The organism is Brevundimonas sp. (assembly GCF_965278935.1).
Classification (GTDB): Bacteria; Pseudomonadota; Alphaproteobacteria; order Caulobacterales; family Caulobacteraceae; genus Brevundimonas.
Genome location: NZ_OZ257124.1, coordinates 2,853,227 through 2,877,270, shown reverse-complemented (window position 1 = coordinate 2,877,270; position 24,044 = coordinate 2,853,227). Strand labels below are relative to the sequence as shown.

At 68.8% G+C, this 24,044-nt stretch carries 27 protein-coding genes; 13 read left to right on the top strand and 14 right to left on the bottom strand.

Translation table 11 applies throughout. The features are described from left to right. Positions 1-29 precede the first annotated feature (29 nt). On the top strand, positions 30-215 hold the full coding sequence (locus ACQY68_RS14340; protein ID WP_428150229.1) for a hypothetical protein: 186 nt from the start codon (positions 30-32) through the stop codon (positions 213-215). A 39-nt stretch (positions 216-254) separates the two neighbouring features. Here the strand turns inward: ACQY68_RS14340 and ACQY68_RS14335 are convergent, their stop codons facing one another. From ACQY68_RS14335 to ACQY68_RS14310, 6 genes are all read right to left on the bottom strand, one after another. Then, complete coding sequence (locus ACQY68_RS14335; RefSeq protein WP_428150227.1) at positions 255-401, bottom strand: hypothetical protein; 147 nt, start codon at positions 399-401, stop codon at positions 255-257. 228 nt (positions 402-629) lie between these two features. Continuing rightward, positions 630-1,826, bottom strand: coding sequence for a phosphoglycerate kinase (locus tag ACQY68_RS14330; RefSeq protein WP_428150225.1), 1,197 nt, complete (start codon positions 1,824-1,826; stop codon positions 630-632). 25 nt (positions 1,827-1,851) lie between these two features. Continuing rightward, a complete protein-coding gene (locus ACQY68_RS14325) occupies positions 1,852-2,235 on the bottom strand; it encodes a hypothetical protein (RefSeq protein WP_428150224.1) in 384 nt (127 codons plus the stop codon). Between the two features lies 1 nt (position 2,236). Further along, positions 2,237-3,244: a type I glyceraldehyde-3-phosphate dehydrogenase gene (gene gap, locus ACQY68_RS14320; protein WP_428150222.1), complete on the bottom strand. Its 1,008-nt coding sequence runs from the start codon at positions 3,242-3,244 to the stop codon at positions 2,237-2,239. Positions 3,245-3,350: 106 nt separating this feature from the next. Continuing rightward, positions 3,351-4,904 (bottom strand): ATP-binding protein, encoded by a 1,554-nt coding sequence (locus tag ACQY68_RS14315; RefSeq protein WP_428150220.1) that lies wholly within the window; start codon positions 4,902-4,904, stop codon positions 3,351-3,353. Continuing rightward, positions 4,901-5,623: a response regulator gene (locus ACQY68_RS14310; RefSeq protein ID WP_428150219.1), complete on the bottom strand. Its 723-nt coding sequence runs from the start codon at positions 5,621-5,623 to the stop codon at positions 4,901-4,903. Before ACQY68_RS14310 ends, ACQY68_RS14315 begins: the two co-directional genes overlap by 4 nt. Positions 5,624-5,752: 129 nt before the next feature. On the opposite strand from ACQY68_RS14310, the gene ACQY68_RS14305 reads away from it, so the two are divergent. From ACQY68_RS14305 to ACQY68_RS14295, 3 genes are all read left to right on the top strand, one after another. Continuing rightward, positions 5,753-6,448, top strand: a complete 696-nt coding sequence (locus ACQY68_RS14305; RefSeq protein ID WP_428150217.1) for an EF-hand domain-containing protein — start codon at positions 5,753-5,755, stop codon at positions 6,446-6,448. A gap of 65 nt (positions 6,449-6,513) precedes the next feature. Then, positions 6,514-7,797: a S41 family peptidase gene (locus tag ACQY68_RS14300; protein ID WP_428150215.1), complete on the top strand. Its 1,284-nt coding sequence runs from the start codon at positions 6,514-6,516 to the stop codon at positions 7,795-7,797. A 4-nt stretch (positions 7,798-7,801) separates the two neighbouring features. Continuing rightward, positions 7,802-9,079, top strand: coding sequence for a S41 family peptidase (locus tag ACQY68_RS14295; RefSeq protein WP_428150214.1), 1,278 nt, complete (start codon positions 7,802-7,804; stop codon positions 9,077-9,079). Here the strand turns inward: ACQY68_RS14295 and purT are convergent. From purT to tkt, 4 genes are all read right to left on the bottom strand, one after another. Beyond that, a complete protein-coding gene (purT, locus tag ACQY68_RS14290) occupies positions 9,060-10,271 on the bottom strand; it encodes a formate-dependent phosphoribosylglycinamide formyltransferase (protein WP_428150212.1) in 1,212 nt (403 codons plus the stop codon). The two genes, ACQY68_RS14295 and purT, sit on opposite strands and share 20 nt — an antisense overlap. Positions 10,272-10,329: 58 nt before the next feature. Then, complete coding sequence (locus ACQY68_RS14285) at positions 10,330-11,145, bottom strand: hypothetical protein (protein WP_428150210.1); 816 nt, start codon at positions 11,143-11,145, stop codon at positions 10,330-10,332. Positions 11,146-11,271: 126 nt separating this feature from the next. Further along, positions 11,272-11,658 carry a VOC family protein gene (locus ACQY68_RS14280; protein WP_428150209.1) on the bottom strand — a complete coding sequence of 129 codons (387 nt, stop codon included), beginning with the start codon at positions 11,656-11,658 and terminating at the stop codon, positions 11,272-11,274. Then, positions 11,658-13,607, bottom strand: a complete 1,950-nt coding sequence (gene tkt / locus ACQY68_RS14275) for a transketolase (protein ID WP_428152675.1) — start codon at positions 13,605-13,607, stop codon at positions 11,658-11,660. The genes ACQY68_RS14280 and tkt overlap by 1 nt, the downstream gene beginning before the upstream one ends. Before the next feature lie 135 nt (positions 13,608-13,742). Here tkt and ACQY68_RS14270 point away from each other — a divergent pair, with 135 nt between their 5' ends. The 7 genes from ACQY68_RS14270 (at position 13,743) to ACQY68_RS14240 (ending at position 17,276) form a co-directional block, all read left to right on the top strand. Continuing rightward, positions 13,743-14,003: a hypothetical protein gene (locus ACQY68_RS14270; protein ID WP_428150207.1), complete on the top strand. Its 261-nt coding sequence runs from the start codon at positions 13,743-13,745 to the stop codon at positions 14,001-14,003. Further along, positions 14,003-14,323, top strand: coding sequence for a cell division protein ZapA (locus ACQY68_RS14265; RefSeq protein ID WP_428150206.1), 321 nt, complete (start codon positions 14,003-14,005; stop codon positions 14,321-14,323). Before ACQY68_RS14270 ends, ACQY68_RS14265 begins: the two co-directional genes overlap by 1 nt. A 506-nt stretch (positions 14,324-14,829) precedes the next feature. Further along, positions 14,830-15,051 carry a hypothetical protein gene (locus tag ACQY68_RS14260; protein WP_428150205.1) on the top strand — a complete coding sequence of 74 codons (222 nt, stop codon included), beginning with the start codon at positions 14,830-14,832 and terminating at the stop codon, positions 15,049-15,051. A gap of 62 nt (positions 15,052-15,113) precedes the next feature. Further along, positions 15,114-15,605, top strand: a complete 492-nt coding sequence (locus tag ACQY68_RS14255; protein ID WP_428150204.1) for a 5-formyltetrahydrofolate cyclo-ligase — start codon at positions 15,114-15,116, stop codon at positions 15,603-15,605. A gap of 6 nt (positions 15,606-15,611) precedes the next feature. Next, complete coding sequence (locus ACQY68_RS14250; RefSeq protein ID WP_428150202.1) at positions 15,612-16,436, top strand: TIGR00282 family metallophosphoesterase; 825 nt, start codon at positions 15,612-15,614, stop codon at positions 16,434-16,436. Between the two features lie 72 nt (positions 16,437-16,508). After that, on the top strand, positions 16,509-16,964 hold the full coding sequence (locus tag ACQY68_RS14245) for a MotA/TolQ/ExbB proton channel family protein (protein ID WP_428150200.1): 456 nt from the start codon (positions 16,509-16,511) through the stop codon (positions 16,962-16,964). 3 nt (positions 16,965-16,967) lie between these two features. After that, positions 16,968-17,276 carry a BlaI/MecI/CopY family transcriptional regulator gene (locus tag ACQY68_RS14240; protein WP_428150197.1) on the top strand — a complete coding sequence of 103 codons (309 nt, stop codon included), beginning with the start codon at positions 16,968-16,970 and terminating at the stop codon, positions 17,274-17,276. A gap of 3 nt (positions 17,277-17,279) precedes the next feature. Here the strand turns inward: ACQY68_RS14240 and ACQY68_RS14235 are convergent, their stop codons facing one another. Beyond that, positions 17,280-17,726 carry a DUF305 domain-containing protein gene (locus ACQY68_RS14235; protein ID WP_428150196.1) on the bottom strand — a complete coding sequence of 149 codons (447 nt, stop codon included), beginning with the start codon at positions 17,724-17,726 and terminating at the stop codon, positions 17,280-17,282. A gap of 91 nt (positions 17,727-17,817) precedes the next feature. Then, complete coding sequence (locus ACQY68_RS14230) at positions 17,818-18,660, bottom strand: metal-dependent hydrolase (RefSeq protein ID WP_428150193.1); 843 nt, start codon at positions 18,658-18,660, stop codon at positions 17,818-17,820. Positions 18,661-18,706: 46 nt separating this feature from the next. On the opposite strand from ACQY68_RS14230, the gene ACQY68_RS14225 reads away from it, so the two are divergent. After that, positions 18,707-19,318, top strand: a complete 612-nt coding sequence (locus ACQY68_RS14225) for a TetR/AcrR family transcriptional regulator (protein WP_428150191.1) — start codon at positions 18,707-18,709, stop codon at positions 19,316-19,318. Here the strand turns inward: ACQY68_RS14225 and ACQY68_RS14220 are convergent. Then, positions 19,308-20,870: an alkaline phosphatase D family protein gene (locus tag ACQY68_RS14220; RefSeq protein ID WP_428150190.1), complete on the bottom strand. Its 1,563-nt coding sequence runs from the start codon at positions 20,868-20,870 to the stop codon at positions 19,308-19,310. The two genes, ACQY68_RS14225 and ACQY68_RS14220, sit on opposite strands and share 11 nt — an antisense overlap. Positions 20,871-21,232: 362 nt before the next feature. Between ACQY68_RS14220 and ACQY68_RS14215 the strand changes: the two genes are divergently transcribed. Next, positions 21,233-21,691: a peptidase S1 gene (locus tag ACQY68_RS14215; RefSeq protein ID WP_428150189.1), complete on the top strand. Its 459-nt coding sequence runs from the start codon at positions 21,233-21,235 to the stop codon at positions 21,689-21,691. Positions 21,692-21,755: 64 nt separating this feature from the next. Here the strand turns inward: ACQY68_RS14215 and purL are convergent, their stop codons facing one another. Further along, on the bottom strand, positions 21,756-23,954 hold the full coding sequence (gene purL / locus ACQY68_RS14210; RefSeq protein ID WP_428150188.1) for a phosphoribosylformylglycinamidine synthase subunit PurL: 2,199 nt from the start codon (positions 23,952-23,954) through the stop codon (positions 21,756-21,758). Positions 23,955-24,044 lie beyond the last annotated feature (90 nt).

The following is a 24,044-nucleotide window of genomic DNA, read 5'->3' as shown; positions in this document are numbered from 1 at the left end:
GCACAACAGGTCGTTCCACGAAGACGACGATGAAGCTCATGATCGCGGCGGTTGCCGGCCTGCTGATGCTGGCCGGATGCGAAAGCCTCAGCCCAGGCGGACTGGACGACATGTGTCGGGACGCCCGCAACTGCGCGCCGCGCTGCGGCTCGGTCGCCACCGGAGCATCGCCTGAGTGTAGTCCGGCCGAAAACGAAGGTCGAACGCGCGGCTGACGCTTTTCGATGGGGTTGAAAGCTTAAGGACGATATCGCCTATTCGGCAGGGTGGGTGCGATCCCACTCGGCGCGGCGTTCGGCTTCACGCGCCCATTTCCGCTCGTCGAGCATCTGGGTCACATACAGGACCCCGGCGACGGCGCAGAGGATGGCTATCGACATCCAGATCCATTCGATCGTCATGTCAGTCCTCCAGACTCTTCAGCAGGCGTCTCGCCAACAGGTGAAGCACCACAGATATAGCACCGCAGACGCCGACTGTCAGGGGGACTGGACTGGCCCCCGTGATGACGGGCGTCAACACGCCGAGGCCCACCAAGGTCAGACCGATCGTATTCAAGCTCGTCGCAGTCAATTTGCGACGCTCGTTCTTCGCCGCCTTGCTGATGGGACGCGGATCGAACGACCCGGTCACCCTCGCAGCGCCTCGACGCCGGGCAGAGCCTTGCCCTCCATCCACTCCAGGAAGGCGCCGCCGGCCGTGGAGACGAAGGTCATGTCGTCAACCACGCCCGCGTGGTTCAGCGCCGACACCGTGTCGCCGCCGCCGCCGACGGCGATCAGGACGCCCGCCTTGGCCAGCGCCGCCGCATGATGGGCGACCGCCACCGTGGCGGTGTCGAACGGCGGAACCTCGAACACGCCCAGCGGACCGTTCCAGATCAGGGTCCTGGACGCCGTGATCGCCTCGACCAGACGCGCGACCGTGGCGGGACCGGCATCGAGGATCTTGTCGTCGGCGGCGAGGGCTTCACCCGCCGTCACGGTCCGGCTGGCCGCGCCCGGCTTGACCTCGGTCGCCACGACGAAGTCGACGGGCAGCAGCAGCTCGCAACCCCGCGCCCTGGCTTCGTCCATGATCTCGCGGGCGGTGTCGGCCATGTCGCGTTCGGCCAGAGACCCGCCGATGTCGACGCCTTGCGCGAACAGGAAGGTGTTGGCCATGCCGCCGCCGATGGCGAGGCGGTCCAGCTTGCCGACAAGGTTCTTCAGCAGGTCAAGCTTGGTCGATACCTTGGCCCCGCCGACGATGCCGATGACGGGTTTCTTCGGATTGCCGAGCGCCGCGTCCAGCGCCTCAAGCTCGCGCCGCATCGATTCGCCGGCATAGGCGGGCAGGTGATGCGCCACGCCCTCGGTCGAGGCGTGGGCGCGGTGGGCGGCGGAGAAGGCGTCGTTGACGTAGAGGTCGGCCAGTTCGCCGAGGCTGGCCGCGAACTCGGCGTCGTTGGCTTCCTCGGCCGCGTGGAAGCGGACATTTTCCAGCAGGACCACGCCGCCCGCGTCCAGATCCTTGATCGCAGCCAGCGCGGGGCCGCCCACGCAGTCCTCGGCGAACCGCACGGGCGCTCCCAGCAGCTCGGACAGGGGCTGGACAATGGGTTTGAGACTCATCGAGGGCGTGACCTGGCCCTTCGGCCGGTCGAAGTGGGCCAGAAGGGCGACCCTGGCGCCGGCCTCGCGCAGCTTGTTGATCGTCGGCAGGGCGACGCGCAGCCGCGTGTCGTCGGTGATCCGGCCGCCCTCCATCGGGACGTTGAAGTCCACGCGAACGAGAGCGGTCTTGCCGACCAGTGAGCCAGCGTCGTCGAGGGTGCGGAAGGTCATGGGAAGCTGATCATCCATTGAGATTCTAGAATGCGTTGCACACTGGGTAGGCCATCAGCCAGTTCTGCCAAGCCGAGAAGCCGAAGGCCAAGGAGGCGAGAACGCCGAGCACGATTGTCAACATCGATCGAGGTTGGACCCGAACAAACCTGACTAGGGCGACCAACCAGAGTATGGCCAGTCCCGCCAAAACCAGAGTGATGCCGAGATCGACAAGGCCGGTCCCTGGCAGCTGAAGATTGTACTCCCCGGAAACGCCGCTTTCGCCGAGATCGTGGACAGAGTGCGGATACAGGACGAGGTTTCGGACGAAACACCCAAGGGTGATGCCCATGGAGGCGAACGGAGCCGCCATGACGATGACGACTCCTTGCAGGAATCGATCGCTGACGGCTCCGGGGAGCTTCATCCTAGAGGAACTTCGACATCACCAGCGCGGTGTCGGCCATCCGCGTCGCGAAGCCCCACTCGTTGTCGTACCAGGTCAGGACGCGGGCCAGCTTGCCGTCGACGACCTGTGTCTGGGGCAAGGCGGCGGTCGAGGACGCGGCGATGTGGTTCAGGTCCGACGAGACCAGCGGCTCGATCGTCGTGGCCAGAACGCCCTTCATCGGACCGTCGGCGGCGGCCTGCAGGGCGGCGTTGATCTCTTCGACCGTGACCTCGCGGCCGGCGACGACCTTCAGGTCCACGACCGAGACGTTCGGCGTCGGGACGCGGATCGAGGAGCCGTCCAGCTTGCCCTTCAGGGCGGGCAGAACCAGGCCCAGGGCCTTGGCGGCGCCGGTCGAGGTCGGGATCATCGACAGGGCGGCGGCGCGGCCCCGGTACAGATCCTTGTGCATCGTATCCAGCGTCGGCTGGTCGCCGGTATAGGCGTGGATGGTCGTCATATATCCGCGCTCGATGCCGAACAGGTCGTGCAGCACCTTGGCGACGGGGGCGAGGGCGTTGGTGGTGCACGAGCCGTTGGAGACGATGATGTCCTCGGCGGTCAGGGTCTCGTGGTTGACCTTGTAGACGATGGTCTTGTCGGCGTTCTCGCCGGGGGCAGAGATCAGGACGCGCTTGGCGCCGGCCTTCAGGTGCGCCTCGGCCTTGTCACGGGCGGTGAAGATGCCCGTGCACTCGAACGCGATGTCGACGTTCAGGTCCTTGTGCGGCAGGTTCGCCGGGTCGCGCTCGGCCGTAACCTTGATCTTGCCCAGGCCCACGTCGATCCAGTCGTCGCCGTGTTCGATGGTGCCGGGGAAGCGGCCGTGGACCGAGTCGTACTTGAGCAGGTGGGCGTTGGTGGACACCGGCCCCAGGTCGTTGATCGCCACCACCTCGATGTCGCGGCGGCCATGTTCGACGATCGAACGGAGGACGAGGCGGCCGATGCGGCCGAAGCCGTTGATGGCGACGCGAACGGTCATGGGAAGGTCTCCTGAAGCGGCGTTTTATTGGTTGGCGCTTCAATGGGACCGGCGGGCGCGAGGATCAACCCCGGGCGCGTCACAAGGCGTGATCGGATGTAACGGTTCAGCTTGTCAGGGGCAGGGACAGCCTCGCCTCGAGCCCGCCGCCCGTCCGGTTGGTCAGGGTCACGTCGCCGCCCGCCGCCCGCGCCGCCTGACGCGCCACGGCCAGACCCAGTCCGGCTCCGCCCGTTTCCCGACTGCGCGACCGTTCGCCGCGGTGGAAGGGCTCGAAGGCCCGCTCGAGATCGTCGTCGGACAGGCCGGGCCCGTCATCGGCGACCGTGATCACGCCCACCGCGCCATCTGACGCGGCCGTCACCCTCGCCCCGCCGCCGTACTTCAGACCGTTGTCGATCAGGTTGGCGATGGCCCGTCGCAGCGCCGCCGGGTCCCCCTCCACGGGCAGGCTCGTCTCGCCGGAAAACGTCACCGCCGCCCCGGTCTCGGCAAAGCCTGTCGCGCAGTCCGCCGCCAAGGTCGCGAGGTCGAGCCGTTCGCGGCGCTCGGCCTGTACCTCGCCGCGCACGAAGGCCATGGCCTGACCGATCAGGGCGTCCATCTCCTCTACATCGCCGGCCATCCTGTCACGCAGCGCTTCGGGCGCCTGTTCCGCGCGGAACCGCAGCCGCGTCAGGGGCGTGCGCAGATCGTGGGCGATGGCGGCGATCGTCTGGGTCCGCTGGCGCATATGGCCCCGGATCGAGGCCTGCATGTCGTTGAAGGCGGCGATGGCCGTACGCACCTCCGACGGGCCGGACGGCGTCAGGGGCTCGGCGTCCGGATCCGCGCCCAGTCGCTCGGCGGCCTCGGCGAACTGGCGGATCGGACGGGTCAGTCTCCGCGCCATCAGCCAGACCAGCGGCGCCAGCAACAGGGCGGTGATGCCCAGGGCGATCAGCAGCCGCATCTGCCACGGATCGATCAGGCCGTGCGGCGGCTCCACCGTCGCCCAGCGCCCGTCCTCCATCCGCACCGAGGCGGAGAAGGGCGCGAAGGTCAGCCGGTCCGCCGTGACCGTGAACCGCTGCGGGCCGCCGCCGGAGGCGATGACCCGCACGTCGTTCGACCCCGTCGGCGGGGGCACGCCCCGGCGCGCCAGGACCTCGCCGACCTCGGCCATGATGGCGTCGTGGTCGGGCCGGTGATCCTCGCCGGTCTCGGTTCGCCGGCTGAAGACGATACTGGAGCTGCTCTCGGTGATGCGGGCGCTCGTGACCACCGGCCCCGGACCGGGCGGACGCGGGCCGCGCGGTTGGCCGGGGCTCCAGTGCGAACGCTCCGGCGACAGCCACACCCGCACGTCGCCGAGCGGTCGCCCCAGACGCTGGGCGAGACCCATGCTGATCGCGCGTTCGACCGGTCCCGGGCCGACCTCCTGCTGGGGCGGTTCGTCCGAGACCCGCCGGACCAGAGCCCGGCCGTCGGACGTTTCGGCGGGCCGTCCGGCCAGGGCGTCAGCGGCGGCCGGGATGCTGAACCCGGCGGGGCGCGGCGGCGGCGCGGTCAGGACCACCGCGAAGACGACGATCTGGGACGCCACCACCGCGAAGACGGCCAGAAGCGCGACCTGCATCAGGACCGACATCGATGTGAAGGGCGAGACGCGCGGCCTCATGCCCGGGCGCCGGTCCGGTCCGCACGGCGCACGCGGGCGTCGAAGCGATAGCCTTCGCCCCGGATGGTGGCGATCAGTTCGCGGCCCGAGCCGTCGTCGAGCTTCTTCCTCAGCCGGCTGATCTGCACGTCCATGGCGCGGTCGAAGACGTCGGCCTCCGACCCCCGCGCGGCCTCCAGCAACTGGTCCCGTGTCAGCACCCGGCCCGGCCGCTCGGCGAAGGCGCGCAACAGGCCGAACTCCCCGGCCGACAGGGTCACGATCTCCCCGCCCGGCTGGGACAGCTCCCGCCGCACCAGATCCAGCCGCCAGCCGTCGAACATCAGGGCCGCGCCCGTCGGCGCCTCATCCTCGCGCGGACGACGCAACACGGCGCGGATCCGGGCCAGCAGCTCACGCGGATTGCACGGCTTGGCCAGATAGTCGTCGGCGCCGAGTTCCAGCCCTACGATCCGGTCGGTGTCCTCGCCCATGGCCGACAGCATGACGACCGGCGGCGTCCCCGACAGACGACGGACGACCGACAGCCCGTCCTCGCCAGGCATCATCAGGTCCAGCACGATCAGATCGGTCGGACCTTCGGCCAGGGCGCGATCCATCTCGGCCGCCGAGGCCGCGCCGCGTGCCTGATAGCCGTGCTGGCCCAGGTAGTCGCACAGGACTTCGCGAATGCCGGGGTCGTCATCGACGACGAGGATGCGAGGAGAGGGATCGCTCATGACCCCCTAAATGCCTCCAGAACCCGGCCGCGTCATTTCACGACTGAAACAATTGATCCGGAGCCTGAAATACCCCGGCAAGCCCGACATGGTCCAAGGGCGCATCAGAAACTTGAAGGAAAAGACTTCATGTCCGTCATCGCCATCGCCCTGCTGGCCGCCCTGAACGGCGCCGCACCCCAGGATCAGGCCGCGCCCCGGGTCGAGACCCGCTCCGAAATCCGCATCGTCAATGCGGGCGGCGAAGGTCCCGGCCGGCTCGACGCGGACGGCGACGGCGTGGTGACGCGCGAAGAGTTCTCGGCCCCCATGGGCAACGCCTTCGACCGTCTCGACGCCAACGATGACGGGCGCCTGTCGACCGAGGAACTGGCCGCCGGCCCGGGGGAGGGCGGTCCCGGCCATCGCGTGATGATGATGGGCGGCCCCGGTGGTCCGGGCGGCCCCGGTGGCCCGGGCGTTCACATCATCACGCGCGAAGGCGGACCAGGCGGTCACGGTGCGCCCGGCGTGATGATGCTCGGCGGCCCCGAAGGCCCCGGCGGTCCGGGCGGCGACGTCCGGGTGTTCAGCTTCCGCCATGGCGGTCCGGAGGGTGGCCCCGAGGGCGGCCCGGCCCACGCCGGCCCCGGCTCGCATCAGGTCTTCGTGCGCCGCTTCGGCGGCCCGGACGGTCCGGGTGACATGGACAAGGACGGCGACGGCAAGGTCTCGCAGGAAGAGTTCCTGGCGCCGCTGCGCGAAGCCTTCGGACGGATGGACGCCGACCACGACGGTTTCCTCGATGAGGGCGAAGGACATCCAGCGCCTCCGCCCGCCGACTGAGCCCTCCGTGGACCAGCGGTTTCGTGACTTGAGGCGCGGCGGTTCGCCGGTCTAGGCTGGTCGGGATGGTTCTCCCCGGCCGCCGCGCCTTCCTTTCCCTGATCGCAAGCGCCGTCCTCCTCGCGGGGACGGCGTTCGCCCCCTCGATCGCGGTCGCGCAGACGGTCGAGACGCTGGATTCCGTCCCGACGCCGTCCCGGGACCGCGCCCGGATGAACACGCGGGTGTTCGACACGGTCTGGAACCTCGTCCGCCGCCAGTACTACGACCCGAACCTGCACGGACTGGACTGGAACGCCGCGCGCGAGACCTATCGGGCGCAGGCGATCGCCGCGGCCGACGACCGTGACCTCTACCGGGTGCTCAGCGCCATGCTGGATCTGCTCGACGACGACCACGCCGGGGCCATCTCTCCCGCCGTTGCCCGCCGTCAGGACCAGCAGCGCACCCGGCGTGCAGTCATGGGCATCTCCCTGGCGCGTCAGGACGGTGATCAGTGGCGCATCGAAAACGTCCGCGCCGGCTCCCCGGCGGCGGAGGCGGGCCTCCAGCCCGGCTGGGTGCTTCAGGCCATCGACGGCCAGTCCTGGGGCGTCGATTTCGACGTCGAGGAAGGGCGCGCGCTGCAACTGGACCTGACCGATGAGGCCGGCGTCCTGCAGCGCGTCTCGTTGGTTCCGCGCATCATGGACCCGATCCCGGCCTTCAGCGTGGACGCGTCGCGACCCGGCGTGGTCGTCCTTCGCGTCGAGGGCTTCGAATCCGGTCTCGGTCGCTGGATGGGCCAGCAACTGGCGGCGGTGCCGCACGAGACGGATGTCGTCATCGACCTGCGCGGCAACCCCGGTGGTCTGTTGCTGGAGGCCGATGCGGCTCTGTCCTGCTTCCTGCCCGAGCGTCAGGAATGGGCGACGCGGGTGTCGCGCAACGGTCGGCCGATGACCATGGCGATCATGCCCGGTTGCGGAAACCTGACCGGTCCGGTGACCAACGACGTGGCCCTGCTCGTCGATGGCTCAAGCCGCAGCGCCGCCGAACTGACCCCCGCCGCCCTTCAGGAGTCTGGCCGGGCCCTCGTCGTCGGCGAACACACCGCCGGGGCCGTGCTGATCTCGCAGGACAGCCCCCTGCCGGACGGTGGCCGTCTGACCCTCAGCCGTGCCGACTACATCACGGCCGGCGGCGTGCGTCTGGAGAAGCGGGGCGTCGAGCCGGACATCGTCGTCGTCCGTACGGTCGAGGAACGGCGTGCCGGGCTCGATCCTGCGCTCGATGCCGCCATCGCCGCCCTGGCGCGTCAGGAGACGGCGCGGGCCACCGCGGCCCCGACCGCGTCGCCGGGGTTCTGACCTCATGACGGCCCCGCAGGCGATGCGGATGCTGCGGGCGGGGCTCTTCGCCGTCGCCCTGGCGCTCTCCGCCTGTCAGACCATCCCCTACGAGCAGGTCGGCGTCCTGCCGCCGCCCGTCGAGGTCGCCGACGGCTCGCCGGAGCGGGCGGCACTGAACGCGCGGGTCTACGACGAGGCGGTCGGCTATGTCGAACGGCTGTTCTACAGCCGCGACTTCCACGGAACGGACTTCGTCGCCGAGGCCGCGTCCCGTCGCGCCGACGCCGTCGCGCAGCCGACCGAGCTCGGGTTCTACGATCGCCTGGAACAGCTGGTCGAACTTCTCGACGACGACCATACCCAGACCCTCAGCCCCACGCGCCGCGAACGGATCGCCGCCAACGAGGCCGGCGATCAGCGGCCCTCCTACGGCATGGTCATCCTGCCGCGCGGCGACGAGCGCTGGGTTCTGCGCATCCGCCCCGACAGTCCGGCGCAGGCTGCCGGCGTTCAGCCGGGCTGGAAGGTCGAGAGCATCAACGGCGCCAGCCCGCACCTGGGCGTCGTGGCGCGCGAGGGTCGCGTCGACCGGTTCGTCTTCCTCGACGAGGATGGCGAGCGTCATACCGTCGATCTGGCCGGCGTCCCGATGGACCCCTTGCCGCGCATCGAGGCCCGACGGCTGGAAGGCGACATCGCCTACATCCGCTTCGACGATTTCGATCGCGAGACCTTCGACTGGTACAAGACCCAGTTCGACGCCCTTGCCGATGCGCCGCCCGCCGGTCTGATCGTCGATCTGCGCTCCAACGGCGGCGGCAGCCTGAACCTGACCGGTCTGATGCTGTCCTTTCTGTTCGATCGAAAGATCGATTTCGCGGTGACGACCGGCCGGTTCATCAACCGCATCTACAACACGCTTCCGCCCGCCAGGCCGTACCTCGGCCCGGTGGTGATCCTGGTCGGGCCCGCCTCGGCCAGCGGCGGGGAACTCTATCCGGCGGTCGCCCAGGAACAGGGCCGGGCGGTCATCGTCGGAGAGACCACGCGCGGGGCTGTCATCCTGTCGCGCGCCGTCGAACTGGCGGACGGCGGGGCGATCCGGATCGGCATCAGCGACATGACCACGCCCGGCGGCGTGCGTCTGGAAAAGCGCGGCGTCACGCCGGACATCGTCGTGGAGACGGACTGGAACGAGATCCGGGCGGGCCGCGATCCCGGCCTGACGACCGCTGTGGCCCAGATCGAGCGACTGCGCGCCGAGGCGGCGGCCGGGACGGTCAGCGCGCTACCGGTCTGACGCGACTGGCGGCCAGGGCCGCCCGTTCGCGCGCCTGATCCGTCGTCTCGCCTCGCGCCAGGGCCACGCCCATGCGACGCCGCTCGAAGGCCTCGGGCTTGCCGAACAGCCGCAGGTCGGCGGTCGGAACCGAAAGAGCCTCGGCCACGCCCTCGAAGGCGATCCCCACCGCATCCATGCCGCCATAGATCACCGCGCTCGCTCCGATCTCGCGCTGCGACACGTCCACCGGCAGGCCCAGAATGGCCCGCGCGTGCAGGGCGAACTCGCTCATCGCCTGGGTCGCCAGGGTCACCAGGCCGGTGTCGTGCGGCCGTGGCGAGACTTCGGAGAACCAGACGTCGTCCCCCTTCACGAACAGCTCCACGCCGAAGACCCCGAGCCCGCCCAGAGCCTCCGTCACCTTGCCCGCGATGTCCTGCGCGGTCGCCAGAGACGCCACCGTCATGGCCTGCGGCTGCCAGCTCTCGACATAGTCGCCCTTGACCTGACGGTGGCCGATCGGGGCGCAGAAGTCGGTCACGACCACGCCGTCGCGCAAAGACCGCACGGTCAGCAGGGTGATCTCGAAATCGAAGTCGATCCGGCCCTCGACGATGACGCGCGCCGTCTCGACCCGTCCCGACGACTGCGCATAGGCCCAGGCGTTGGCGGCGTCCTCATAGGCGTCGATGAAGGACTGGCCCTTGCCCGACGACGACATCACCGGCTTCACGAACACCGGCAGGCCGATGTCGTGCGCGGCCGCCGCCAGTTCGGCCGCCGACCCGGCGAAGGCGTAGGGGCTGGTGGGCAGGCCCAATTCCTCGGCCGCCAGCCGGCGGATGCCCTCGCGGTTCATGGTCAGCTGGGTCGCGCGCGCCGTCGGAATGACGCGCGCCATGCCTGCCGCCTCGATGTCGGCCAGCACCTCGGTGGCGATGGCCTCGATCTCCGGCACGATGAGGTGGGGCGCCTCGGCCATGATCACGCCGTTCAGCACCTGCGGGTCCGTCATCGGAATGACGTGCGACCGGTGGGCCACCTGCATGGCCGGGGCGTTCGGATAGCGATCGACGACGATCACCTCGCACCCCAGCCGCTGCAGTTCGATGGCGACCTCCTTGCCGAGTTCTCCGCCGCCCAGAAGCATGACCCGGACGGCCGTGTCGGAAAGGGGGGTGCCGAGGCGGAGGGGATAGGTCTGGGTCATGAGGCCAGTCGCCTACATCCGTCGCCTCGACCCTGCATCAAAATAGTGCGTCCGGGCGTCAGACGCCTTCCTGATACGGCAGCCAGTTTCGACCCTCGCCGGCTGTCGTGATGGCCGCGATCATCGCGGCGGGAACGCCGGCGGCCTGCATGTCCGCGGCGGTCAGGGAGGCGACTTCGCCACAGGCCTGGACGACATGCGGCAGTTGCGGCGAGACGGCGATGCCGCTGGTTCCGGCATCGGCCCAGACCAGGAAGCCGCTCTGGTTCAGTTGCTCGGGATCGAAGACGTCGCGACACTCGGCCAGCCACTCCTGGTCGGTGCTCGCCAGCATCCTGGCGCTGTACCAGCGCGCCAGCGCCGGGGAATGCAGATAGCCGACCGATCCAGCCGGCACGTCGGTCGTGTCGTCGACGGTCACGGCCCAGGCGGACAGCGTCCGGGTCCAGTCGACCCGACGGCCGGTCGTCAGGTCGTAGGTCACGGGCGTCTGGGTGGTGGACGGATAGGGGCCGCCGCACTCGTATTCGTCGGAGATCATGTAGGTGACATAGCCGGGGCCGGTCATGGGCTGGGTCACCGTGCGGCTGAAGCCGCCGCCCTCGCACTCGGCAGTGCTGGTTTTCGCCATGGCGTCGATCAGAGCCAGATCGGCATTGATCGCCGCGACCTGAGCGCTGTCGCCCACCAGTCGGGGCGCAGCGGCGACCGTGGCGGACAGGGGCGGCGTGTCGGCGAAGGCGACCGCGCCCGGCGACGACTGGGTGTCATCCGCGGGTGCTTGCGCGGTCGCCGCCGGTTTGCACGACATCAGAAGGAGGGCGGCGAGACCCGCGCCTGCAAGGGCTCGAAGAGGGTTCGTCTCGAAGGTCATGGTTGTCCCGATCCAGTGTCGCGCCGATCGTGCGCCTGATGCGCCCGTCATTGGAAGAGCTTCATCCGCTTTCCAGACTCAATCCACCTTACCAGAGCTGACGACGCGCGGACGAGACGGCTCCGGTCAACTGGCCGGTTCGATCAGATCCCAGCCGTTGCCGTACAGATCCTCGAACACCACCACCTTGCCATAGGTTTCGTGTCGCGGGGCCTCCCGGAACCTGACCCCGGCGGCCAGCCAGGCGGCGTGGTCGCGCAACAGGTCGTCGGTCTCCAGGAACAGCCAGACCCGGCCGCCCGCCTGATCGCCGACCTGTGCGAACTGCGCCTCGGTCGTCGCGCGGGCCAGCAGGATGGAGGTTTCGCCGCCTTTCGGCGTGACCCGCACCCAGCGCTTGCCGCCGCCCATGTCGGTGTCTTCGCTGAGGTCGAACCCCAGCTTGCCGACATAGAAGGCGATGGCCTCGTCATAATCGCGGACCAGCAGGCTGACCGCGCCGATACGGCTCATCAGAGGCGGGCCTTCGCCGCCGCCACGATGGCGTCCGTCGTGATGCCGAACTCGCGGTACAGCACCTCCGCCGGGGCCGAGGCGCCGAAGCCGGTCATGCCGATGAAGGCGCCGTCCTCGCCGATGAACCGTTCCCAGCCCTGTTTGATCGCGGCCTCGCAGGCGACGCGCACCGTGCCCCGGCCGATCACCGAGGCCTGCCAGGCGGCGTCCTGCTGTTCGAACAGCTCGAAGCAGGGAACCGACACGACCCGCGTCGGCGACCCTTCGGCCTCCAGCATTTCGGCAGCCTTCAGCGCCAGCGGCACCTCGGTCCCGGTCGCGAACAGGGTGACCTTCGCCTCGCCGTTGGCGGCCCGCAGTTCATACGCGCCGCGCGCCGACAGGTTCTCGTCCGACGCCGTCACCCGCACCGCCGCCGTCTTCTGGCGCGACAGGGCCATGGCCGACGGAGTCGCCTTGTGCTGCAGGGCCAGCTGCCAGCATTCGAACGCCTCGACCGTGTCGGCGGGGCGGAAGACCAGCAGGTTGGGGATCGCCCGCAGCGCCGCCAGATGCTCGACCGGCTGGTGCGTCGGACCGTCCTCGCCCAGTCCGATCGAGTCGTGCGTCAGGACGTGGATCACGCGAATGCCCATCAAGGCCGCCATGCGGATGGCGTTCCTGCTGTAGTCCGAGAACACCATGAAGGTGCCGCCGTAGGGGATGATCCCGCCGTGCAGCGCCATCCCCGTCATGGCCGCCGCCATGCCGAACTCGCGGATGCCCCAGTTGACGTAGCGCCCTTCATAGGACGGCGCGTCGAAGATCGGTGTGCCCTTGACGAAGGTGTTGTTCGATCCGGTCAGATCGGCCGAGCCGCCCACCATTTCCGGCACGGCGGCGAACAGGGCGTCGAGCGCGGCGCCCGAGGCCTGACGCGTCGCCTGCGCCGGCTTGTCGACGACCAGCTGGGCGATGCCGGCGTTCAGGGCGTCGAACGCCGCTTCCGGCAGGTCGCCCTTCATGGCGCGGGTGAAGTCCGCCGCCTGCGACGAGGCGGCCAGACGGGCCTCCCACGCCTTGCGGTCTTTCGATCCGCGCTTGCCGACCTTCTTCCAGGCCTTGTCGATATTCTCCGGGATCACGAACGGCTCGTGGTTCCAGGCCAGACCCAGACGCGTCGCCGCGATCTCGGCCGCGCCCAGCGCCGCGCCGTGGGTCTTGTGGCTGCCTTCCATGGTAGCGGCGCCCTTGCCGATCTTCGTCTTGCAGGCGATCAGCGTCGGCCTTTCCTGACGGGTCGCCCACTGCAGCGCCGACTTGATCGCCTTCATGTCGTGACCGTCAACGGCCTTCACCGCCCAGCCCGAAGCCTTGAAGCGCGCCTTCTGGTCCACCGCGTCCGACAGGCTGACCTTGCCGTCGATGGTGATCTCGTTGTCGTCCCACAGGACCGTCAGCTTGTTCAGCCTGTAGCGACCCGCCAGGGCGATCGCCTCCTGCGACACGCCTTCCATCAGACAGCCGTCCCCCGCGATGACCCAGGTCCGGTGGTCGACGAGGTCGTCGCCGTATTTCGCCGCCAGATGCCGCTCGGCCATGGCGAAGCCGATCGAGTTGGCCAGACCCTGGCCCAGCGGACCCGTCGTCGTCTCCACGCCCGGCATGTGGCCGTACTCGGGGTGACCCGCCGTGTTCGAGCCCCACTGGCGGAAGTTCGACAACTGTTCGCCGGTCGCCGCCTTGTAACCCGTCAGGTGCAGCAGGGCGTAGATCAGCATCGAGCCGTGCCCGGCCGACAGGATGAAGCGGTCGCGGTCGGCCCAGTCCGGCCGGCTCGCATCGAACTTCAGGAATTTCGAGAACAGCACCGTCGCCACATCGGCCATGCCCATCGGCATGCCGGGGTGGCCGCTGTTGGCCTTCTCCACCCCGTCCATCGCCAGGACGCGAATGGCGTCCGCCATCATCTGAGGGGTCGCTTTTTCGGGTGCGTCGGAGGCTTTGGCCACGGGCGGACCTTTCGTCTGGGGGCGGAAAAGGGAGGCGCGCCGCTTTACCCCGGCGTCACGGCGGGTTCTATACGAAATCTGGAGGAAACGATGGCCGACGCCTCGACAGTTGCGCGCGACAGGATCGACCGGGCCCTCGCCTTGCTGGAACGCAAGGTGCTGGAGCTGAAGGCGCGTCCCGCCACCGCCCCGCGCGTGGCCGACGACGACCTGTTCGCCATCCCCACCCCTGCCGGGCCGGAAGAGCATCGCCGTATCGCCGAACTGGAGGCCGCCGGGCGCGACGCCTCCGCCGCCCTCGCCGCCGCCGCCATGGCCGTGCGCGACATCCTTGCCCGGGACGACGACTGATGGCCACCGTCACCGTCGAGATCAACGGACGCCCCTACGCCGTGGGCTGCGCCGACGGGCAGGAGGAGCGGGTCCGCATCCTGGCCAAACAGTTCGACGTCCATGTGCGCCAGGTCGCCGGGGACGTGGGCCATGTCGGCGACATCCGCCTGTTCCTGATGGCCGCTCTGGTCCTCGCCGACGAGCTGCATGAGGTGCGCATGAACGGCGGAGCCGTCACCCCCGCCGGCGCGACCTCCGCCCCGCTGTCCGACACCGGCGTGGCCGAAGCCCTCAACGCTGTCGCGGCGCGTATCGAGAAGATCGCGTCGCTCTTGTGACCTCGATCTCCTCCCTGTTCGCCGCTTGGCGAATGGGGAGGTGACGCGGCGCTTCTTCAGCGCCGCGACGGAGGGGGCGACCGGGCAGCGCCGATTTCGCACTCGCCAACCCTCACTTCAGCCGCCGTGTCGCCCCCTCCGTCAGCTCGCAAGAGCTCGCTGCCACCTCCCCATCGCTGCGCGACAGGGAGGAGACACGGCTGCCCATTGCCCCACCCTGCGTCAGCGCCTATCTTCACCCACGGCGGGTCATGCTGTGGCTCTCGTCGAAGGCAACATATCCTCGCGGCCTTAATTCACTCGAAGGGATCTGCCCCTGTCTGACCTCGTGGGGTCGGGTACGCGGAGCCCACCTGGCTACCCAGGCTCGAGAGGATTCAAACCGTCCTTCACGGCTCTTACGGCGCCGCCAACCTTCTCTCCTTGGGCGCTACCGCTCGCGACGCGGTCGCTCGCTGCTTGAGCGCTGATCGGCGCTGACCTGGGTCGCGCGCGGGGATGACGCCATGAAACGCGCCTGGTTCGGTCCAAAGCGCTTCGGCTGGGGCGCTTCTCCGGCGAGCTGGGAAGGCTGGGCCGCGACTGGCCTCTTCATCGTGGCCATGCTCGCGACAGGCAATCTGTTTCGCGAAGCCACCTGGGTCTGGGGCGCAATGCTCGCGGAGTTCGTCGTCTATGTCCTCGTGGTCATCCTGACCTACGACAAGAACGCCCGGACCAGCGTCTGACCCCTCCGGACAAGCCATCCCTTCGCGCCGAAGCCCGAGCGACCCGCCGCAGGCTGGCCGCGATGGAACCGCTCGCCGCCGAGCGGGCGGCGTCGCACGCGGACAGACTTCCGTCCGCAAAACTCGTCGCCGTCTATCGCGCCATGGGATCCGAGCTGGACCCCGAACCGCTCGCCCACGCGCTGCTGGATGGTGGCCGCGCTCTCTGCCTGCCGGTCGCGCTGGAACGCGACGCCCCGATGATCTTCCGCCGCTGGTCTCCCGGCGAGCCCTTGGAAATGGACGCCGCCGGCTGTCCCGCGCCTCTGCCGCTGGCGGAGGTCGTCGATCCCGATCTGATCGTCACGCCCCTGCTGGCCTTCGACGATTTCGGCGGGCGGCTGGGGCAGGGGGGCGGCTACTACGACCGGACCTTCGGGGCGCGGCCGGATGTGATCCGGATCGGGTTCGCCTTCGACGGTCAGCGCGTCGCCCGGTTGCCGATGGACGCGCACGATGTCCGCCTGCATGGCGTTCTGACCGAGGTCGGCTATACCGCCGCCCGAAAGGTCTAACTCCTCATGCGTCTTGCCTTCTTCGGCGATGTGATCGGCAAGTCCGGTCGCGACGGCCTGTCCGACCACCTCCCCGGCCTGAAGCGGGTGCTCAAGCTCGACTTCGTGGTGGTCAATGCGGAGAACGCCGCCGGCGGCTTCGGCATCACCGAGAACACGGCGAAAGAGCTGTTCATGGCCGGCGCCGACTGCCTGACGCTCGGCAACCACTCCTGGGACCAGCGCGAGGCCCTGACCTATATCGTGCGCGAGCCGCGCCTGATCCGCCCGGCCAACTATCCCCGGCTGATGGATGCCCCCGGGGCCGGCGCCAACCTGTTCGAGACCGATACCGGCCGCACCGTCCTGGTCATGAACGTGCTGGGCCGCGTCCACATGGACCCCCAGGACGACCCGTTCGGCGCCGTGGACCGCGAACTGAACGCCGCCCCGCTCGGCCTCGTGGCCGACGCCGTCATCGTCGACATGCACGCCGAGGCCACGTCCGAGAAGATGGCCATGGGCCATTTCTGCGACGGCCGCGCCTCCCTCGTCGTCGGCACCCACACCCACGTCCCGACCGCCGACTGCCAGATCTTGCCCGGCGGCACGGCCTATCAGACTGACGCCGGCGGCTGCTGCGACTATGACAGCGTCATCGGCAACGAGAAGGAAGAGCCCCTGCGGCGCTTCACCACCCGCGTCTCGGGCGGTCGCTACAACCCCGCCAGCGGCCCGGCCACCATCTGCGGCGTCTATGTCGAGACCGACGACAAGACCGGCCTCGCCACCCGCGTCGAGCCCATCCGCGTCGGCGGTCGCCTCAGCCAGCACATCCCGACCGCCGCCTGAAGCGGGGCTGTTGACTGCCGCGATTACGCATGTAATCTTTCTGGCCTACAAACGTAGTCCAAGGAGACAGCCATGCCTGCTTCGCGTTCGCTTCCGATTCTGTCCGCCGCAGCCCTCCTGATCGTTCCGGACGTGGCCTTGGCGCAGAGCCTCACGCCAGTCACGATCTTCTTCGAAGCCGCCCCTTCCATTAAGGCGATCATCCTCGCCCTCGTGGTCGCCGCGATTGCGGCGGTGGTCGTGACGATCCGCAAGGTCGCCACCGGCTCTCATCTGACAGGAGGCTCCGCCTATCTGTCGGCCCTGCGTCTGGGCGCGCCGCTGCTGGGTCTTCTTGGGGCGACCTACAATGCCCTGCTGTGGTTCATCGCCATGGCTCGGGTCGGAGCCCCGACGATGCAGATTCTCGCGCCCGGCCTGGCCGAGGCGACATTCCTCGTGGTCCTGGGCCTGCTCGTCGGCGTCGTCGGCGTGGTCTGTCACTGGATCGTCGAGGCGCGCGTGGATCGCGCCGTCCTGCGGGCCTGATCGATGACGATCCCGGTCACCGAGGCGGAGAGTGTGATCCTGGCCGCCCTGTGGCGTCACGGTCCCCTGTCCTTCGCCTCGCTGATCGAGGCGGTTCGCGCCGAACAGGCCTGGGGCGACGCCACCATCAAGACCCTGCTCGGCCGTCTGATGCGCAAGGGCGCGGTCCGCTCCGAACGCGACGACGGTCGCCAGCGCTACCACGCCGCGATCGAACGACGAGACTATCTGGCCGGAGAGGTCGATGCCCTGGTCGCGCGGCTGTTCGACGGCCGAAGAGAGGGCCTCAGGGCCTTCCTCGCCGACGACTGACGATCAGGGCGCTCCGGCTGGCCGCCAGGCGCGCATTTCCGCGATCTCTCGGGTCTGCGTGTCGATCACCGTCCGGGCCATGCGGCGCACGTCGGGGTCGCGGCTGTCGCGCAGCGCCACCTCGGCCATGGCCACCGCGCCCTGATGGTGGGCGATCATCTTTGCGATATAGGCCTGATCGATCGTCTCGCCCGACGCGGCGGCCATCAGCCGGTGCATCTCGGCCTCGGAGGCGGCGAAGGCCTGATCTCCGGCCGTGGGGCCGGCTGCGACGACAGCGCCATGCGTCGAATGATCCTCGGGCCCCGATACCGTCCCTTCGACCACGGTCGCCGCCTGGTTCTTGGTCGACGCTTCGCGCATCGCCTGATCCACCGGGTCGCCGCCGCCGTCGCACGCGGCGAGCATGAGGGGCAGGCAAAGAAGCACGGCGATGCGGTCGGGTGTCATCGTAAGGTCTCGGGGCGGTCTGATGTCCGCCGACTGTGCCTCATCGCGCTTCACCCGTCTGCCCCACACGTCGCCGCACGCCGGCGCCGTTTTACGCCGCCTGCGCCAACCCCAGATCCGCCTCGGCCGCCGCGATCAGATTGCGATCATCCACCTGCCACGGATGGAAGTCCGGCTGATAGAAGGCCAGGTAGTCCCCCAGCATCCGGCGATAGAGGCCCGGCTTCAGCCACAGGAACCGGAACAGACCCCAGCGCGCCTTCAGGCCGGTGATCCCGTCCTGCGCCAGCAGCATCAGGGTCGTGTCCCGCAGCGTCCGGGTGAACAGCAGGGTGGTCAGCAGCATCGCCCAGCGCCGGATGCCCCAGCGCTTCCACTCCGACAGATCGCGCGTGGCATGCATGAAGACGTCATAGGCCACGCCCTTGTGCTCGATCTCCTCGATGGAGTGCCAACGCCACAGGCGAGCGAGTTCAGGCGGCGCACCGGCCAGGAACTGCGGATCCGCCAGCATCCGATGCGCGAACGCCGCCGTGAAATGCTCCAGCGCCATGGTCGCCGCAAGTTGCGCCAGCGGCGGCCGTTTGCGGGCGATGTCCAGCCGGCGATTGGCATAGGCCTCCACCTCGGCGACGGCGTAGCCGGACCGCTCGGTGATGGCGTTGAAGGCCATGTGCTCGCGCGTGTGGGCGCCTTCCTGAATGGTGAAGGCGCGGATGTCGGCGGCCAGCCGCGGCGGCGCGTCCTTGGCGAACCGTTTCACCGACTGGATGAAAAACCGCTCGCCCTCGGGGAAGGTCAGCGACAGGGCGTTCAGCACTGCGGTCGCCACCGGGTCGCCGCCCAGCCACCAGCGTGGCGTCGGGGCCTCGGAGTCCATATGCAGGGCGCGAGGCTTGATCTCGAGATCGAGCGGAGTGGAATGGGTCGCCATGGCGTGATCCTTTCGTTCTGCCGACAAGATAGGATAACTGACATCAATGTCAACTAATCAGCCGACAAGGCGTCGGAGCGGTGACACTGCTCGCTCGCAGGCGCTCGACGCCGCGCGCGAGCTGCTGCTCGCCGCCGGCCCTTCGGCAGTCACGCTGAAGGCGGTCGGCGAGAAGATGGGCGTCGGCCACGCCAATCTGATCCATCATTTCGGCTCGGCGGCGGGGCTTCAGGGCGCGCTGATGGACCGGATGGTTCGCGACCTGGCGGACCAGGTCACGGCGGGCCTGGCGACCCTGCAGCCCCAGGACTGGGGATCCGGGGCCTTGCTGGACGTCGTGTTCGACGCCTTCGCTGCAGGCGGGGCGTCTCAGCTGGCCGCCTGGATGGCCCTGGCGAGAGAGATGGACCGCGCCGACAGCTTCGCCCAGGTCGTCCGCGATCTGGCGGACCGGGTCGCCGATGTCGGCGGCGGAGGGACCGAGGCTCGTGAGAAGGCGCGGGCCATCGTCCTGACCGCGACCTATATGGCTTTCGCCGACGGCCTGATCGGCGGGACCCTGAAGCCCATGCTGGATGCGCCCGCCGCCCTGGCCCGCGATCTGGCCGTCGATTCCCTGGCGGGCATCATCGCAGGGGACCCGGCGATCAGGCGCTGACGATCCGGGCGCTCCCTGCCTCGACCACCAGCGACTGGCGCGTCGTCAGATTGCCCCGGCGATCCTGAACCTGATCCAGCACCTTGAAATCGGTCTGCCAGCGGTCCGGCGTCACGGTGCAGACCAGGAAGCCACGCTGGGCGTTGTGGAACTTGAGCTGCGGGTTCAGTTCCTGGATCCGGACCGTGTCGGGACGCTGATCGACCCCGTCGCCGCCCGAGCTGATCGAGGTGCCGACGAACTCGGTGGCGACCGGCTCGCCTTCGGGATTGCGCCCGTCGACGAACAGCTCCCCGGCGAAATTCTGGTGTTCGTCGCCGGTCAGGACCACGACGTTGTCGATGCGCCGTTCCTTGATATGGTTGAGCAATCTCGCGCGCGGCACGCGATATCCGGCCCAGCTGTCCGGGTTTACGCCATAGTCGTCGCCCGTGTTGCGATCCAGATCCATGACCATGATCTGCTGCGCCAACGTCTGCCACTTCGCCTGCGACCGGTTCAGCCCGTCGAACAGCCAGGCCTGCTGCGCCTCGCCCAGCACCTCGGCCTCGCGCGAGTCGATGTCCGAACACCCGGCGTTAAACCGGTCACCGCAGGGCTGGTCCGACCGGTACTGACGGGTGTCGAGCAGATGCACATCCAGCAGATCGCCATAGGTCGCCTTGCGATAGAGCTGCATCGTCGATCCGCGCGGGAAGGACGACCGACGCAGCGGCATATGCTCGTAGAAGACCTGCATCGCCGCGGCCCGCCGCAGCAGGAAGACCTCGGCCGGCGATCCTTCCTGATCGATGTCGGAGACCCAGTTGTTGTCGACCTCGTGGTCGTCCCAGACCGCGAACCAGGCCGCCGACTGGCGTGCCGACTGCAGGTCGGGATCCATCGTGTACTGGGCGTAGCGACGTCGGTAGTCGTCGACGGAATAGACCTCTCCGCCCTGATGGACGCGCAGGTTCTGTTCGGTCGAGGTCCCGCCATAGATGCGGTTGCCGCGCCCCTCGTAGATGTAGTCGCCGTAGAAGAAGACGAAATCCAGGTCCTCGGCCGCCATCTTGCGGTGGGCCGTATAGTAGCCGCTCTCGATCGCCTGACAGCCCGCGACGCCGAACTTCACCTGGGCCAGGGGCGCGCCCGCGACCGGCGCCGTCTTGGCGCGACCGATACCCGACCGCTCCGACCCCACGCGGAAGCGATAGAAATACGGCCGGCCGGGTTCCAGTCCCTCGACCTCGACATGGACCGAGTGGCCCAGCTCGGGCCGGGCGATGGCCTCGCCGGAGCGCACGATCGTGCCGAACCCGGCGTCGGCGGCGACCTCCCAGGTCACCGCCATCGCCTGACGCGGCATGCCGTAGCCGGGCTCCATCGGTCGCGGGGCCAGACGCGTCCAGATCACGAAGCCGTCGGGCAGCGGATCGCCGGCGGCGACGCCCAGCTGGAACGGCATCTCGTCGAACACGGCCTGCGCCAGACCTTCGCGCGGCAGGGCGGCGGCGGCCGAACCGGCGCCGAGGCCGGTCAGGAGCAGGCGGCGGGACAGGAACAGCGACATGGCGATCTCCGGCGTGGCCGTCTGAATACTCCGTCCATGTGACAGGAGGCGAGGGCGGCCGTCAGAAATAAGAGGGTTGTAAGGTCCGGCCCTGCGGAGTCATGTTACGCGAAGACGGCGGGGGCTGTTGACTGCGGGAGGGGAAGCCAATGATGAGCCGTCTGAGTCTCGACGCCGTGGGCGTCCTGATCGTCACCGCGAAGAGCGCGGTTGCCCCGACCGTATCGCTTTCGGCCGCCTGAAACCGGCGGCCGCCTTCATCCGGACTGATGATGCCGGGCCTGACTTTCGAGGTCAGATTGTCTCCCGGAGCCCGCCCGCCACGTCCGTCAAAATCAAAGAAACCACAAGGAAACCAGCCCATGCGTACCGTGCTTCTCGCCTCCGCCGTGGCCGCCGCCCTGATGGCCTGCGCCGCAACTTCCGCCGCCGCCCAGAACCCCAGCGCCCCCGCCACCTCGGGCGGCATGCGCGCCCGCGCCGGCTTCACCCCCGACCCGATCCGGGTCAGCATCTATTCGGGCGGTTCGGTCGACGCCTCGCGTCTCGGCGGCGCCTGCACCGGCATGATCGCCAGCGCGCCGGACTATGAGTTCACCTACACGGCCGGCTCGTTCCCGCTGAGCTTCGGCGTCGTCTCCAACGGCGACACCAGCCTGATCATCAACGGCCCGGACGGCCGCTGGTACTGCAACGACGATGCACAGGGCCTGAATCCGATCCTGACCTGGGGTCGCCCGGCGAGCGGCTCCTACGACATCTGGGTCGGCGCTGTGGGTCAGGCCGCGTCCGCGACCCTGCTGATCTCCGAGTCGAACTAGGTCCGTCCATTAGGACTGACGTCCAGCCGGGCCGTCCGAAAGGGCGGCCCGGTTTCGTTTGGGCTCAGCCCTCGATCCAGCCGGGCATCCAGCCTTCGTGGATTTCCCGCAGATGCTTGAGCGGGATGCTGAACAGATCGGTCGAGGCGAAGGCGTCGCCCTTCGCGTGGCCGACGACTGAGGCATGCAGCCCCGCCTCGCGCGCCGCCGCCAGCACCTCCTGCGGGTTGGGCACGGCGACCAGGTAGCGGGCCTGATCTTCCCCGAACAGCAGGACGTGGGCGTGGGTCGCGCTCGACGCGTCCAGAACCACGCCGCAATCCGACGCCAGGGCCAGGTCCGCCGCCGCGCCGATGAGCCCGCCGTCCGAGAGGTCGTGCACGCAGGTCAGTCGCCCGCCCTCGATCTCGGCGCGGATGAAGTCGCCGGTCTTGCGCTCCAGCTTCAGGTCCACTGCCGGCGGCGCGCCGTCTTCGCGGCCCAGCACCTCGCGCAGATAGATCGATGCGCCCAGTTCACCGTGGGTCTCGCCGATCAGGACCAGCGTATCCCCCGTCTCCATGGTCGAGAAGCCGGTCACCACGTCGTAGTTGGTCAGCAGGCCGACGGCCCCGACCGTCGGCGTCGGCGGAATCGCGACGCCGTTGGTCTCGTTGTAGAGGCTGACGTTCCCGCTCACGACCGGGAAGTCCAGCTCGCGACAGGCCTCGGCCATGCCGTCGATCGCCCGTACGATCTGGCCCATGATCTCGGGCCGCTGCGGGTTGCCGAAGTTCAGGTTGTCGGTGATGGCGATGGGCAGCGACCCGACGGCCGTCAGGTTGCGCCATGCCTCGGCCACGCACTGCTTTCCGCCCTCGTAGGGGTCGTTCTGGACGTAGCGCGGGGTGCAGTCCGAGGTGACCGCCAGTCCCTTGTCCGTCCCGTGCACCCGCACCACGCCCGCGTCTGCGCCGGTGGCCGAGTCCTGAAGCGTATCGGCCATGACGTGGCGGTCGTACTGCTCCCAGATCCAGCGCTTGGACGCCATGTCGGGGCAGGTCAGAACCTTCAGCACCGCGTCTTCCCAGACCGTCGGCGCAGGCACTTCGCCCGGCGACAGGCGCGGATGCAACTCCGGCTGGACCCACGGACGGTCGTACAGAGGCGCGTCGTCGAACAGCGGCGCCAGCGGCACGTCGCACACGACCTCGCCGTGGTGATTCAGGATCAGACGGCCGGTCTCGGTCGTCATGCCGATGACGGCCGCGTCCAAGCCCCACTTCTCGAAGATGCGATAGCCGTCCTGCTCGCGATCCGGCTTCAGCACCGCCAGCATCCGCTCCTGGCTTTCCGACAGCATCATCTCATAGGCGGACATGCCGGTTTCGCGCTGGGGAACCGCGTCCATGTTCAGCTCAATGCCCACGCCGCCCTTGCCGGCCATCTCGACCGACGACGAGGTCAGGCCCGCCGCGCCCATGTCCTGGATCGCCGCCACGGCGCCCGAGGCCATCAGCTCCAGCGTCGCCTCGATCAGCAGCTTCTCGGCGAACGGATCGCCGACCTGGACCGTGGGGCGCTTGGACTCCGACTCGTCGTCGAACTCGGTCGAGGACATGGTCGCGCCGTGGATGCCGTCGCGGCCGGTCTTGGAGCCGAAATAGACCACCGACATGTTCGGCCCCGGCGCCGCCGAGTAGAAGATCGCATCCGCCTTCGCCAGGCCCACGCACATCGCGTTGACCAGGATGTTGCCGTTGTAGCCGGCGTGGAAGTTGGTCTCGCCGGCCACCGTCGGCACGCCGACGCAGTTGCCGTAGCCGCCGATGCCCGAGACGACACCCTTGACCAGCCGCTTGGTCTTCTCATGCCCGATGTCGCCGAACCGCAGGGCGTTCAGCAGGGCCACGGGGCGCGCGCCCATGGTGAAGACGTCGCGCATGATCCCGCCCACGCCCGTCGCCGCGCCCTGATAGGGCTCGATGAAGGACGGGTGGTTGTGGCTCTCCATCTTGAAGATGCAGGCGTCGCCGTCGTCGATGTCGATGACCCCGGCGTTCTCGCCTGGCCCGCAGATGACGCGAGGTCCCTTGGTCGGGAACTTGCCGAGGTGGATCTTCGACGACTTGTAGGAGCAATGCTCGGACCACATCACCGAGAAGACGCCCAGCTCCAGCTGGTTCGGCTCACGCCCCAGCCGGTCGAGGACCACCTGATATTCGGCGGGGTTCAGGCCGTATTCGGCGGCCAGTTCGGCCATGGTCTTTTCGGGAGCGCTCATGGCCGCGCCTCATAGCGGTGATCGGCCCGACTGTCAGCCCGACTGGAACAGTTGTGCGCGCGGATCGCTGTTCTGATGCAACGCTTCACC

Bases quoted from the DNA above. Each gene is read 5' to 3' on its own strand.
- ACQY68_RS14265 (WP_428150206.1), top strand. From the start codon at position 14,003: ATGGCCACCGTCACCGTCGAGATCAACGGACGCCCCTACGCCGTGGGC.
- gap (WP_428150222.1), bottom strand. From the start codon at position 3,244: ATGACCGTTCGCGTCGCCATCAACGGCTTCGGCCGCATCGGCCGCCTC.
- ACQY68_RS14225 (WP_428150191.1), top strand. From the start codon at position 18,707: ATGTCAACTAATCAGCCGACAAGGCGTCGGAGCGGTGACACTGCTCGC.
- ACQY68_RS14305 (WP_428150217.1), top strand. From the start codon at position 5,753: ATGTCCGTCATCGCCATCGCCCTGCTGGCCGCCCTGAACGGCGCCGCA.
- ACQY68_RS14325 (WP_428150224.1), bottom strand. From the start codon at position 2,235: ATGAAGCTCCCCGGAGCCGTCAGCGATCGATTCCTGCAAGGAGTCGTC.
- ACQY68_RS14230 (WP_428150193.1), bottom strand. From the start codon at position 18,660: ATGGCGACCCATTCCACTCCGCTCGATCTCGAGATCAAGCCTCGCGCC.
- ACQY68_RS14330 (WP_428150225.1), bottom strand. From the start codon at position 1,826: ATGACCTTCCGCACCCTCGACGACGCTGGCTCACTGGTCGGCAAGACC.
- ACQY68_RS14285 (WP_428150210.1), bottom strand. From the start codon at position 11,145: ATGACCTTCGAGACGAACCCTCTTCGAGCCCTTGCAGGCGCGGGTCTC.
- ACQY68_RS14270 (WP_428150207.1), top strand. From the start codon at position 13,743: ATGGCCGACGCCTCGACAGTTGCGCGCGACAGGATCGACCGGGCCCTC.
- ACQY68_RS14215 (WP_428150189.1), top strand. From the start codon at position 21,233: ATGCGTACCGTGCTTCTCGCCTCCGCCGTGGCCGCCGCCCTGATGGCC.
- tkt (WP_428152675.1), bottom strand. From the start codon at position 13,607: ATGGCGGACGCCATTCGCGTCCTGGCGATGGACGGGGTGGAGAAGGCC.
- ACQY68_RS14315 (WP_428150220.1), bottom strand. From the start codon at position 4,904: ATGAGGCCGCGCGTCTCGCCCTTCACATCGATGTCGGTCCTGATGCAG.
- ACQY68_RS14280 (WP_428150209.1), bottom strand. From the start codon at position 11,658: ATGAGCCGTATCGGCGCGGTCAGCCTGCTGGTCCGCGATTATGACGAG.
- ACQY68_RS14260 (WP_428150205.1), top strand. From the start codon at position 14,830: ATGAAACGCGCCTGGTTCGGTCCAAAGCGCTTCGGCTGGGGCGCTTCT.
- ACQY68_RS14295 (WP_428150214.1), top strand. From the start codon at position 7,802: ATGACGGCCCCGCAGGCGATGCGGATGCTGCGGGCGGGGCTCTTCGCC.
- ACQY68_RS14250 (WP_428150202.1), top strand. From the start codon at position 15,612: ATGCGTCTTGCCTTCTTCGGCGATGTGATCGGCAAGTCCGGTCGCGAC.
- ACQY68_RS14300 (WP_428150215.1), top strand. From the start codon at position 6,514: ATGGTTCTCCCCGGCCGCCGCGCCTTCCTTTCCCTGATCGCAAGCGCC.
- ACQY68_RS14335 (WP_428150227.1), bottom strand. From the start codon at position 401: ATGACGATCGAATGGATCTGGATGTCGATAGCCATCCTCTGCGCCGTC.
- ACQY68_RS14310 (WP_428150219.1), bottom strand. From the start codon at position 5,623: ATGAGCGATCCCTCTCCTCGCATCCTCGTCGTCGATGACGACCCCGGC.
- ACQY68_RS14245 (WP_428150200.1), top strand. From the start codon at position 16,509: ATGCCTGCTTCGCGTTCGCTTCCGATTCTGTCCGCCGCAGCCCTCCTG.
- ACQY68_RS14235 (WP_428150196.1), bottom strand. From the start codon at position 17,726: ATGACACCCGACCGCATCGCCGTGCTTCTTTGCCTGCCCCTCATGCTC.
- ACQY68_RS14220 (WP_428150190.1), bottom strand. From the start codon at position 20,870: ATGTCGCTGTTCCTGTCCCGCCGCCTGCTCCTGACCGGCCTCGGCGCC.
- ACQY68_RS14255 (WP_428150204.1), top strand. From the start codon at position 15,114: ATGGAACCGCTCGCCGCCGAGCGGGCGGCGTCGCACGCGGACAGACTT.
- ACQY68_RS14240 (WP_428150197.1), top strand. From the start codon at position 16,968: ATGACGATCCCGGTCACCGAGGCGGAGAGTGTGATCCTGGCCGCCCTG.
- purL (WP_428150188.1), bottom strand. From the start codon at position 23,954: ATGAGCGCTCCCGAAAAGACCATGGCCGAACTGGCCGCCGAATACGGC.
- purT (WP_428150212.1), bottom strand. From the start codon at position 10,271: ATGACCCAGACCTATCCCCTCCGCCTCGGCACCCCCCTTTCCGACACG.
- ACQY68_RS14340 (WP_428150229.1), top strand. From the start codon at position 30: ATGAAGCTCATGATCGCGGCGGTTGCCGGCCTGCTGATGCTGGCCGGA.